This is a genomic window from Candidatus Bodocaedibacter vickermanii (assembly GCF_014896945.1).
Taxonomy (GTDB): Bacteria; Pseudomonadota; Alphaproteobacteria; order UBA6184; family UBA6184; genus Bodonicaedibacter; species Bodonicaedibacter vickermanii.
On record NZ_CP054719.1, the window covers coordinates 404777 to 417762 of the forward strand.

At 39.7% G+C, this 12986-nt stretch carries 8 protein-coding genes; 3 read left to right on the plus strand and 5 right to left on the minus strand.

What is annotated here, in order from left to right:
• Positions 1-5: 5 nt before the first annotated feature.
• Together CPBP_RS01855 and CPBP_RS01860 are read left to right on the plus strand one after the other, a co-directional pair.
• Entirely contained in the window at positions 6-3080 is a 3075-nt protein-coding gene (locus CPBP_RS01855) for an MFS transporter (RefSeq protein WP_350332354.1), read from the plus strand.
• Positions 3073-5556, plus strand: a complete 2484-nt coding sequence (locus tag CPBP_RS01860; RefSeq protein WP_350332355.1) for a UvrD-helicase domain-containing protein — start codon at positions 3073-3075, stop codon at positions 5554-5556. Before CPBP_RS01855 ends, CPBP_RS01860 begins: the two co-directional genes overlap by 8 nt.
• A gap of 755 nt (positions 5557-6311) precedes the next feature.
• Here the strand turns inward: CPBP_RS01860 and CPBP_RS01865 are convergent.
• The 4 genes from CPBP_RS01865 to CPBP_RS01880 all read right to left on the minus strand — a co-directional run bounded on the left by CPBP_RS01865 (position 6312) and on the right by CPBP_RS01880 (position 11033).
• On the minus strand, positions 6312-7316 hold the full coding sequence (locus CPBP_RS01865) for an Rpn family recombination-promoting nuclease/putative transposase (RefSeq protein WP_350332356.1): 1005 nt from the start codon (positions 7314-7316) through the stop codon (positions 6312-6314).
• A gap of 110 nt (positions 7317-7426) precedes the next feature.
• Complete coding sequence (locus CPBP_RS01870) at positions 7427-7855, minus strand: hypothetical protein (protein WP_350332357.1); 429 nt, start codon at positions 7853-7855, stop codon at positions 7427-7429.
• Positions 7852-8484: a LolA family protein gene (locus CPBP_RS01875; protein ID WP_350332358.1), complete on the minus strand. Its 633-nt coding sequence runs from the start codon at positions 8482-8484 to the stop codon at positions 7852-7854. Before CPBP_RS01875 ends, CPBP_RS01870 begins: the two co-directional genes overlap by 4 nt.
• 2 nt (positions 8485-8486) lie before the next feature.
• The gene (locus tag CPBP_RS01880) at positions 8487-11033 is read right to left on the minus strand and encodes an FtsK/SpoIIIE family DNA translocase (RefSeq protein ID WP_350332359.1); all 2547 of its coding nucleotides are present in this window, start codon (positions 11031-11033) and stop codon (positions 8487-8489) included.
• Between the two features lie 189 nt (positions 11034-11222).
• Between CPBP_RS01880 and CPBP_RS01885 the strand changes: the two genes are divergently transcribed.
• Positions 11223-11885: a hypothetical protein gene (locus tag CPBP_RS01885; RefSeq protein WP_350332360.1), complete on the plus strand. Its 663-nt coding sequence runs from the start codon at positions 11223-11225 to the stop codon at positions 11883-11885.
• A 67-nt stretch (positions 11886-11952) separates the two neighbouring features.
• Here CPBP_RS01885 and CPBP_RS01890 read toward each other — a convergent pair whose 3' ends face one another.
• Positions 11953-12915, minus strand: a complete 963-nt coding sequence (locus CPBP_RS01890) for a TerC family protein (protein ID WP_350332361.1) — start codon at positions 12913-12915, stop codon at positions 11953-11955.
• Positions 12916-12986: the final 71 nt, after the last annotated feature.

Consider the following 12986-nt stretch of genomic DNA (forward strand, 5'->3'; position numbering starts at 1 on the left):
AAAACGTGAATCAAGAACTAACACAAGAGTCTGTCACATATGGCAGATTATTACGAAAAAAGGGTTTTGTATCTTATTTAATTGCAGAGTTTTTGTCGGCATTATCCGATAACACGTACAAGTTCTTTTTAATGTTTATGATTAAAGGAATGTTTGATCATGAAACAACCGCCGTTTATATTGCAGTGATCGGTGCGATATTTTCTGCGCCGTATTTGTTATTCCTTGGATATGCGGGATATTTATCTGATCGTTTTTCTAAACGTAATATCTTTATGTATGTAAAGTTATCTGAAATCATAATTACAAGCTTTATTTTATTAGCGATGTTCATTGGTAACGTTGACTTTATGTTGGTGTGTTTATTTTTAATGATGACACGTTCGTGTATCTTTTTCCCGGCTAAGGTTGGTTTGTTGCCAGAAATGTTAGAAAAACAATATCTATCAGTGGCTAATTCACTGTTATGGATGAGTGTGTTTATTGCTGCAATTATTGGTGCAGTTTTGGGTGGTTTGTTTGTTGAGTGGTTTGCATCTCAGTTATGGATGGTTGGATTAATTTTAATTGGTGTGGCTGTTCTTGGATATTTGAACAGTTTAAGAATTCCGAAAACTGAAGTAGTTGTATTTAAAAAGCCATTTCCAATTAATCCATGGAGAGATATTTGGGAAAGTGCAAAAACAATTCGTCGTCGCAAATCAATTGCCGTTGCAATTTTAGGCATTGGTTGGTTTTGGTTTTTAGGCGCCTTAGTTCAAATGATTCTACCGTTATATGGCGAAACCATTTTGCATGTGAATGATTTTTATTCAAGCTTATTACAAGGGGTCATTGGTCTTGGAATTGCTGCTGGCTGTATTGTTGCAGGGTGGTATTCAAAAGATACGTATGAACCAGGGCTGATTCCCTTTGGATCAATTGGTATTGCCATTGGAACATTGTGGGCAGCCTTTTCAGGAGACTCATATATTCAAACGGTCATAGGACTTGGAATCACAGGTTTTTCAGCAGGTCTCTTTATTATCCCGATTTATACCTTTTTACATCAACGTGCTAAGGGAAACGAACGAGGGCGCATTTTTGCAACGGCAAACTATGTTGATACATTGGGTATGTTAATTGCATCATTCGCTTATTTTATTTTTGGGGCTACTGTTCTCAAATTACCCGAAGATAAAATATTAGCATTGTTTGGTATTGTGACGGTCGCAATTACAATTTATGCATTAAAAGAATTGCCGATCTTCTTTTTCAGAGTAATTAATTTCTTAATTACCAGAGTTTCATATCGCATTAATGTTAAGGGACTTGAAAACATTCCAGATAAAGGTGGGGTAATTTTAGTGCCTAACCACGTCACCTATATTGATGGATTGTTAATTTGGTCAGCGTGCCGCAAACGTAACATTTCATTTATGATTTATCATAAAATGTACAATCTAAAGTTATTCAGTTGGTTGTTTAAGATTTTGCAATACATTCCAGTATACGAAGGACGACGGGTTAAAGAATCCTTGGATGTTGCTAAACACCATCTGCAAACTGGTGGAACCATTTGTATTTTTCCAGAAGGCGAATTAACGCGAACAGGCAGCATGTTGCCGTTTCGTCGTGGTGTGGAACGATTAATTGAAGGTGTATCGTCTAAAAATGTTCCAATAATTCCCGTTTATATTGACCAAGTTTGGGGATCGATTTTTAGTTATGAGCGCGGGAAGTTCTTCTTTAAGATTCCACATGAAGTACCCGCTAAAATTTCTATTACCTTTGGTAAGCCATTACCATCTGGCACAACCAGCCAAGAGATTCGAAAAGCTGTAACAGAACTTGGATATGCATCAGTACAACTGCGTAAATCTAAACAGGATATTTTGCCGTTGGAAATTTTGAAAATTGCAAAGAAGCGCTGGTTCTCGCCCATGTTGACGATGCCACAAATAAAGCCTATTAGTTATGGTAAGCTTATCATTACCGCAATAAAGTTTATTGAGGTGTTGGTTCATCGTTTAAATGCAAAATCCAAGATTATTGCAGTGATTGGACATCCATCATTCTTCACAGTTGTTACAAACTTAACGTTGATGTTTATGAACAAAACTGTGGTTAACTTGTCATCAAACTTATCAGATAAAGAATTGCGCGATGCATGCAAGTCACTTAACGTGGATGAGATTTTGGTATTTGATGAAAGTAAGCCATTAGCAGGATGCATAAAGCATGTGATTAATGGTCAAGATCTGCGAGTAAACGTATTTAAATCAGCCATTATTGGCACGGGGATATTGCTGTGCCCGTTACGCTTTCTAGTCAAAAAACTATTGGGTAATAAGGCTGGGCCTGATGATGTAGCGTTGATCTTATCCGACGATATCCACAAGCCGACGCATATCACGCATTACAATATTTTATCTAACACCGAAGCCTTTTCACAGTTATTGTTTATGCGTCACAAAGATTGGATCTTATCAGAAGCATCCTATCAATCGTCTGTTGGGGCAATCGGCCAGTTGTGGTATCCCTTGTTAAATGCGGTGGGTATTGCTTGTACAAATGTTGAACCTGATCGGGTAACCGTAAGCACCATTAACGCGTTGATGAAGCAGTATAAAATTACGTTGTTGATTTCGAATAGCGAATTTTATCGCAAGATTTTAAACTCTGGTCAGGCACTGACATTCCCAGATGTTCGATTTGCAGTGGCGGTTGGAACAACAAAAGATGATTCGATTTATACCCAGTTTGAAGAAAAAATTCATGTAGAATTATTTGAAGGGTTCGGATTACCTGAAATTCCTTTAGTAGTTTCCTTGAATCACAATAACTATATTTCAGGATCGATTAAGCAAATGGGTACCAAGAAGGGATCCTTTGGAAAGCCGTTACCTGGTATTCAAACTCAGATTGTTGATCCTAAAACAAAGGTTGTTTTGCCAGCGGGTGAAGAGGGCGTGCTTATGATAAAGGGACCTAATATTCCTGCAAACATCGCAACTGAAGATGGGTGGATTAATACGACCCAACAGGCAATCATTGACGACGAAGGATTCTTGCATTTGATATCAGAGGGTAATGCTTAACGTCAATAAAACCATTGCTGCGAATCAGTTAGCAGCCTCAGACCCGCAGGCGAATGTATGGGTGAATGCGTCTGCGGGATCGGGCAAAACAAAAGTATTGATCGATCGATTACTGCGACTGTTGTTGCAAGGTGCGAATCCTAAAGCAATTGTGTGTATTACGTTTACTCAAGCCGCTGCCTTGGAAATGAAACATCGGTTGCATCATATCTTAGAGCAGTGGGCGATTCTACCTGAACCCGAACTGATCAAACGGTTACAGCAATTAGACCCTGACATAGGGGGAACACCCAAAAATGTATCCAAAGCACGGGTACTGTTAAATCAGATTTTTGATGAACCTATTCAAATTCAGACCATTCACAGTTTTGCTCAAACTATAGTATCCAGTTGCCCTACGGAAAGTAAGATTCCGTTTGCGTCACGATTGATGGATGACGTTACGATGAAGCGCTTGATTAAGCAGGCCGCATCGGAATTATTGAGTCAATCTAAGGTTGAATTGCAACGTATTTACACAGTGTTTTCACGGTTTAAGTTTAATGGCATTGTGGAAAAAATTCTGGATGAGCAAGCATTCTTTCGATTTATTTTAATGGATGGAATTGATGCATTCCAAGAAAAGTTAGAAGAATATATCAATCATCCAAGGTTAGAAGTCGACGTGTTAAAAGAGGTATCATTGACTCTGGATGCCTTTAGCTTTGATCAATTAGCAAACATTCCTGAAGCATCTGAAAATGATGCATTATTCATTCAATCCTTGTTAAAGGCCTTAAAATCAAGAAAGTTGGAATCATTAACCGATGTTTTGTTGACCGACAAAGGAACCCCACGAAAGCGATTAGTGTCCAAAAAAGTAAGCACTGTTTATCCAAACGAAGTCGGTCAACTGTTTCGATTGGCAGATGAGGTATTTGAGTGGGATCAAGAAATCAAACGAGATCGCACTGTTCAAAGCACAGTACTGGTTGTAAAACTGGCATCCGAATTTCTGACGTATTACACCAATTTAAAGCTGGATAAGGGGTGTTTGGATTATGACGATCTAATCTTTAAAGCCTTAGAAGTGTTATCTGATCCGTCAATGGCTCAACATATTTTGTACAAATTAGATCGAAAGATCGATCACATTTTGGTGGACGAAGCGCAAGATACGAATATTTTTCAGTGGAAATTAATCGATTGTATTGTTGATGGATTCTTTCAAAATGAAGATCATAAAACTATCTTTGTCGTTGGCGATCATAAACAAGCAATCTTTGGCTTTCAAGGCACTGATCCTGATATTTTTCACCGCATTAAAACCCATTATTTAGGCAAATCTTCATTGCGTTCTTGGAACGATGTTTCCCTAGATATATCGTTTAGATCGATGCAAACGATCCTGGATTTTGTAGATACTATTTTTGAGCATCGTCCTTTAATTGAAGAATATTCAAAGCATACTGCATTTCACGGAGCTGGTGGAAATGTTGTTGTACATCCCCTGTGTACAGTTGATGAAGAAAGTGATCAAGATGTGTATGAGGTATTTGCAAACCAAGTCGCCGATGAAATCAAAAAGTTGATTGGTTCTGAAATCACTCATAAAGGAACCCTCCATAGGGTAAATCCAAACGATATCTTAATCCTGATTCGACGACGTGGAGAGCATTTAGATCAACTGCAACTAGCGCTGAAAGAGCGTGAAATTCCATTTTCTGCCCCTAATAGACAGATGATGCATGAGGATCATTTTGTTCAATTTATCTTGCAAACACTAACCCTTATTGTACAACCATTGGATCACTTGAGTATGATGGGATGGTTGCTGAATCCATTAGTCAATATGAAAACAGAAGGATTACTGTTTGCTGTACAGCGCATTATAAGTGAAAAACCCTTAATAGAATATATTCATGATCACCCCATGTTTGTATCTGTGATGCGTGCAACTGAAGGGTATACATCACTTGAAGATTTATATTTAAAAATTAGCGTGTGGGTCATCGATCATTTGGCCGTGGAAGCTTACCATATTTCAAACGTATTAGCAGTGTTTGAAAGTTTAAAAGTATGGAAATTGACCGGAGACTTAAAGACAACGCATTCAGAATTAATGGCATATATTCAAACCATACCGATGGCTCAGGTAAATCGGACGGAGCACGATGCTTTGCGTATTCTGACGGTTCATGGTGCAAAAGGCTTACAAGCACCCATTGTCATTCTTGCAGATTCAACGCAATTACCCATAGTCCGTAGCGTGTTTCTAACGGATGAGATTGAAACGATGTTTTTATGTACATCGGATAGTCAGAATGAAACCCTGGAATATAAGGCGTTAAAAGAGCGCTATAAAGAAAGTCAACTAAAAGAGTATTACCGTTTGTTATACGTAGCATTGACACGCGCCGAAAGTCAGCTGCATATTTTTGGGGCCACCAAAACAAAAGTTTCAGCCGATTCATGGTACGGCAACCTTCCAGCGTGACGCTGGCAACGTGCCGTTGCACCAGGGATGATCCCTGGACCCATTAGGCAGCATGATGCTGCACCTCTTAGATTAGATTGAGTGTGGTTTGAGATGTGTAATAAAATACAATGTGAGGGAAAGAGAGGGAATTTGAACCCACCTTCGGCGCAGGATCATTGAGGGTGAAAAATGATTTTGAGATGTTTTTGTGAAGAGTAGTGTTTTAGTTCCTTGTGTTTGTTTGAAAGTACTGTGTGTGTAGCTTTCAAAGTTAAATTAGATAAAATCCGTGTCAGACCCATCGGATCTAAGCAACGTGACGTTGCATCCATTAGCGTGATGTTGTCGTTATTTAGTTTTAAAACCGAGAGAATCCCCAGTAACCCGCACGTGCAAAAAGAACCCCATTTCTTACACGAATGGGGAAAGGCGGACTTTAGTATACTATACAAAGTCGGTGTTTTACGAGCCCGTCGGCTCTAGGGGTTGTTTACAGGATTCAATCTACTGATCGGGTAGTTGAGCGCCTGTACTGGGGATTCGGTTCGGCGTGTCTTTGAGTGGTTCAACCAATGGCTGAAAGATTCAAAGACGTAGAACGAAAAAAGGCTACCCAGGTTTTTGGGTAGCCTCTTCGCAATTCTAGTTATTAGTATACATAAAAAGTTTGAGAAGTCAATAGTTTTTTCAGACCGGCGTTGTTTTTTCAACCCGTGTCTGTGCGAATCGAATCCAACTTATGGGGTGCAGGGATCATCCCTGCCTCAGGACTACTATAGTACGATCGCTTTGATCTCGTCTTCTGTTAAGCCAGTATACTTAACAATAGCCAATATCGGCAATTTGTCTTGTAACATCCCACGAGCAATTTCAATCTTAGCGGCTTTTTCACCTTCAGATTTGCCTTTTTCCATGCCCTTAGCTATGCCTTTTTCCATGCCCTTAGCTATGCCTTTTTCCATACCCTTAGCTATGCCTTTTTCCATACCCTTAGCTATGCCTTTTTCCATGCCTCTTTCAAGTCCTTGCTTTAAGCCTTTTTCTTCAGCTTGTTGAATCTTATAATCTTCAATCGCTCTTGCATCGCGTTCATGTTTTAAGGCTGCTTCATAAGAATTCCACTCTCGTTCACTCATGGAATATTTTGTTGATTCGTCAAAGGCTTTCTTTAAGACGACATCATCTCCCAACAATGTTGTTAAATCCTTATCCAACGTCTCATGGGCATGTTTAAAGAAATACACCCATTTCTCTTCTATGGTGGATAATTCATCAAGTGTTTTTGTGAATTTAGGCAATTCAATAAACGTAAAGCTAAATGCTTTTAAATTATTTTCAAACGTTTTTTTATCCAACGTTACATGATCTGATTTCCACGTGGTTTTATCGGGAAACATCACATAATCCGTAATCGCAATAAAAATTACCTCTTTCAAATCTTGGTACTTTTCACCGACATCCATCTGATTGATATAGGCTTTTGCTGCATAAAATTGGGCTCGTTCTTCAAACCCTGAAAACTTTGCAACCTGCATCTCAATAATAAACTGAGTTCCTTTTATATCACGACACAACACATCGACCATGGATTGTTTTTTATAAGCATACTCTGGGTTTAGATCCGTTTGAAGGTATGTGACATCCTGAATCGCATCCTCACCCTCAAGGTGTAAAACGCTGTTGATAAAGTGAATAAGAATATCCTTGTTCTTTTCGGTTCCAAATAACCGTTTGAACAAATAATCATTCTTTGGATCTAAAAATTTACTGAATGCCATCGTCTATTCCACCTTCTTTTCATCTTGGAATATATCATATCTTGGTAAATGATGTGTAAATTGTTTTGCTAAAAAAATGACACGTAAATAAAAATGAATAGAGTGAAAGTTTAATCTAATATTTGCCATTCATTATTAATTCGACAGGCTCGTCCATATACGTCGGTGCCTTCGTCATTAATATAAAACCGGACTAAAAACTTTCTGCATTTATTGCCTTCTAAGTTTTCTACTGGATATACAAGGATGCTTCCCCGATGTTGATTATCCAAATTGTTCCATTTGGTATCCAAATAAGATGGGCTAGTTTCCAGGGCTTGCTGTAACAATCGCATCGTTAAGTATTTATCTTTTTCACTTAACATCAAAAACAAACGTTTTGGCAGAAATTTTCCTAAAAATGTATGCGTACTGTCTAAATCCTTAGGTGAGTGATATGCGGCAGAATCAAGAATAGTTTGAGAACCTGTCTCACCGCTTAAGACCGTCCCCAAATGACATAGACAAAAGAAAGCTATAGTTTTTAAAGTTATATTCATAAACGCTTTTTGACTGAATTTAAATCAAAGTTACATTCTTCAACTGAATCATTGTACACTGGATTAATCAACGAAAAGTTAATTTGGTTTTGCTTTTGATCCATCACAACCCATTGACGAAGGGCTATGGGATTATCTGAGAATACAAGGACTAAATACCCTCCATTCCCAAAGCCCTCTTTTGTAACCAACATACGAATGGTTCCAAATGCTTTACGAACATCAAGAACCTTCATGTCTTTTTCAAAATCCACAACATCCGACAACAGAGTTCCAAGTGGTGTTGAATCCGTACTTGTAGAATTTACTTTATCCATTTTTTGATCGTAATAGCGTAATTCTCCGCCACTGCCCACCATAATCAATCCATAGGGTAGATCATACTGTACGCGGATCTTACCCCCACGACGCAACACCAACGATCCCTGGTACAAATTACCAGATTTCGGATCAGACTGGCTAAACCGAGCTTTTAATGAGCGCACTGAATTTAAATAATTTTGAACTTGCTTGATTAAAACCTTTTTCGTGGCGTCATCCATTTTGCCGTCGTTAGCTGTTGCAGCAGCATTCACCGCAGTCAGTCCAATAACGACCACACACATCCACTTTGTAATTCTTCTTAACATGTTTATCGACCTCTTTCATGGGGAACTAAAATTTCTCGCTTACCAACGTGGTTCGGCGCACTAATAACGCCTTCTTTTTCCATCACATCCACAATCTTAGCAGCACGGTTATACCCGATGCTGAGATGGCGCTGAATAAAGCTTGTTGATACTTTACCCTCGCTTAAAACAATTGACAAGGCTTTATCGTACAATTCATCACCCGATCCGTCTTTTCCACCCGTCATGTCTGGATCATAGCTTCCACCTGAATCTTCGGCCACCGCATAGATATCCACATAGTTTGGATCTTGTTGAACTTTTAATTGCGTCACAATTCGTTCAACCTCATCATCTGCAACAAAGGCTCCATGCACACGGCGAATACGTCCACCTGCCTCCATGTACAACATATCACCACGACCCAGCAGCTGTTCTGCACCTTGTTCACCCAAAATAGTACGGCTGTCGATTTTAGACGTAACTTGGAATCCAATGCGCGTTGGAAAGTTGGCTTTAATCGTACCCGTGATCACGTCTACGGATGGACGCTGAGTCGCCATAATTAAATGGATGCCCGCAGCACGCGCCATTTGAGCCAACCGTTGAACTGCCGCCTCAATTTCCTTGCCCGCAACCAACATCAAGTCTGCCATTTCATCGACCACCACAACGATGTAGGGGAATAGAGTCATATCCAAGGCTTGGTCTTCAAAGACAGGAGCGCCCGTTTCTGAATCAAATCCCGTTTGTACACGTCTGGACAGAACCTCCCCTGCATCAGTTGATCGACGCAATTTATCATTGTACCCCTGAATGTTACGCACTCCGAGTTGTGCCATGGCACGATAGCGAGCTTCCATTTCTTGAACCACCCATTTCAATGCAACGATGGCTTTTTTGGGTTCAGTCACAACGGGAGACAACAAGTGAGGAATGCCATCATACACCGATAATTCCAACATCTTTGGATCAATCATAATGAACTTACATTCATTCGGAGACAGCTTGTATAACAACGATAGAATCATCGCATTGATCCCCACTGATTTACCAGAGCCTGTTGTTCCTGCCACCAACAAATGGGGCATTTTTGCAAGATCGGTGATGATGGGATGCCCACCAATATCTTTGCCTAAACCTAAGGGCAGTTGACACGAGTTATCTTGAAAATCAGAACTGGATAAAATTTCCCTAAAGTATACCGTTTCACGATGTTCGTTGGGCAATTCAATCCCCATCGCATTACGCCCCGGGATGACGGATACACGCGCAGAACGTGCACTCATTGATCGGGCGATATCATCCGACAAGCTAATAATACGAGCAGATTTAACACCCGCGGCGGGTTCTAATTCATATAAGGTTACGACAGGTCCTGGCTTCACCCCAAGGATACGCCCCTTAACACCGAATTCATTTAATACGCGCATTAAACGTTCCGCATTTTCTTCCAACGCTTTGCGGCTTAAACTGGGATCTTTGATCGATGGCGCTGATGGCGTTAATAACTCTAATGATGGGGGCTGATATTGAGAATTATCAGATCTACTAATTTTTCGAGGCTCCTGCTTCTTAAAGGTTTTTTCTTTAAAGCTTTCAACGATGCCCTTTTTTTGAACAGGAGCAATAGGCTCAACGGGTTCATTATCATCATTATCCCAAGGTGCGTGATCGTCATCATCATCATAGTCATAGTCTTGTTCTGCATGCGTATACGCCGTATCAAACGCAGGTTCACGTCGAGCTGTTGGTGAGTGTGATGATTTATGAGTCACCGGTTCAAATTCATCTGACTGACGTGAAAAACGATCCTTAATGCGTCGCGCTATTAACGCCGTTGCGTGCATTACAAATCGAATTGCAATATATGCGTACTGCCCAATTTTTAATACGATGCGCCCAATAGATTTCATCATCCCTTGAATTTGTTGATTGCTAAAGCCCAGTGATAGTACAAATAGACTGATCCCAAGCAACCCCAATGCAGATATCAGTAGATAATATATAGGACTTGGCAATACGTTTAAAACTGCGGCAAGATACGTTAAGATCAATCGCCCAAAGGCTCCACCAAACCCCGCAGGCATCAATATGGCTACGTTTGAAAAAAAGCTAATAAATTGGGGTTCGCACGCCGCACCAATCACAGCAAATATTCCTGAGGAAAATACCGCAAATAACACTCGTGATCTGAGATAAGAAATGCGTCTGCGCGATACTAAAAAACCGCCCCACACTGCAAGAATGGCAATGTACGCAAACATGCCAATTCCAATCATTTGCAATAGCAAATCTGTTTGGAAGTTCATGACGTAATCTAACCATGATATATCCGTATAAACCGTTGTCACCGTACTCCATGATGGAAAATTGGGATTATAAGCTAATACCCCCCACCCCATCATCGCTGACAACATTAAGCACACCGCCCCCCATAAATAGGGATAAATCAATCGATACACCGCCCACACATTCTGCTGAATATCTTTTTTGCGATAGGTCTTGGGGATGTAAATTTTTTTCTCCCTAGATTTTTCAGTAGATCGACGTTGTTGCACACTTCCCATGAACGTTTCCTTTTAAAAACTGCACTAAATATACACTGATTGATTGAAAAAATCATCTATTTCTAAGAATACTTTCAAAGATTTTGACTAATGCTTGAATCTTTATAAATTTATCCTTATATACATACCACACGGCGATACCATTGAAGGGATTTTATCCCTAAACACTATTAACATAGGAGACTAGATATGAAAAAATTATTACTTACCCTTGCCATTGCCGGCAGTCTTGGCAATTCTGCTTTTGGTGCTGCAGCTGCTGTAGCGACTGCTGATGAGTTAAACCCAACTGCAACATCACCTTCTGCAGCCGTAGCAATGACTGCGGAAGATACGCAATGGCTAAAATCCGGCGTTGTAGGTCGCAGCATAAAAGAAGCACTGACAGCTGATGATCTAGCACGATTAGAAAGACTGTTTGGAATTAAAACTTTGGATCCAATGGCAAGGGTGTTAATGATTTTAAGCAACTCGTTAATTGAACGTACGTATACTGAAATCGATTCAGCCCTAAACGCAGTTGAGATACCTGGTTATTCTCCGGGAGATTTAGATGGCTTTCTGCCAGATCAACAAGCAGGATATATACTTACTTTAGAAAACATTAAGAAAACTCTAAAAAGAGTTAAAGAATCTGAACCTAGAGCAGCACTGCATTTGGCCCAGGCTGAGGAGATGGTTCTGCGTCTTGGTTGGGAATCTGATGTTAACTTTGAACGCCGTGAAATTGCGCGCTTTCTTTCGTTGATTAAATTACCAGAGCATTCTAGCAACCTAGAAGCATTAATGGCCTGTATTCTAGCTGATGAACTTTGCAACTCAGAAGTTACAGATAGTTTCTTACCAAAATAAGTGCTTGCTATCAATCAATTGTAAGCCAATCCAATAGGCTTTCGGGACTACACGAAAGCTTGTTGGATTAAGCACGCGACTTATAGATAGACACCGCAATGCCCCCGGTGAGTAACCCCAACGTAATGCCCAACGATATGCTTGCAGGGATTTTTTCAATCCCCAACAGTTCTGCAATAAATACCTTGCTGCCAATAAACACAAGGACTAAGGCTAACGCTGGCTTTAGGTAGGAGAACCGATGAATGATTGCAGCCAGCACAAAGTATAAGGCACGAAGCCCCAAAATCGCGAAGATGTTGCTGGTATAAACAAGAAATGGATCTTGCGTAATTGAAAAAATTGCAGGCACACTGTCAATGGCAAAGATAATATCCGCAAGCTCTATCAAAATCAACGCAACCAAAAGTGGCGTAATCCAGATAACGTTTAAGTTCGTAACTGGATCCAATTTACGGATTAAAAATTTTTCACCATGTAATTCGTTGGAAATCTTAAAGCACTTTTGCAATAGCTTTAACACAGGATTTTTTGAAATATCCGGATCAGATTCAGTCACAACCAACATTTTGATGCCCGTAAACATCAGAAACACTGCGAATATATAAAGCATCCAACTGAATTCAGTAATGAGCGTTGCCCCAACCCCAATCATAAGCGCTCTTAACACCAAGACACCTAAAATACCCCAGAATAAAACACGATGCTGCAGAATGCGCGGAATGTGAAAGAATGAAAAAATTAACGACATTACAAAAATATTATCAATTGATAACGTCTTTTCAATGATATATCCCGTGAAATATTCCTTACCCGAACTATCCCCTAAATAATACCATACCCAAGCACCAAATCCGCAGGCCAAGAAAATATAAAACAGACTCAAGAATAGACTTTCTTTCAGGGAAATCTCATGAGTGTTTTTTTGTAAGACACCTAAATCGAACACAAGCAATATTAAAACAATACCAATAAAGGCTGCCCACATCCAAATTGGTTTTCCCAAGAAAATATCGTATAAAATATCCATATCACTTATGCTCCAATAACCATAAGGTTATCATACGAATGTTTAGATTGTCTTAACAAGATTAGTTTGAA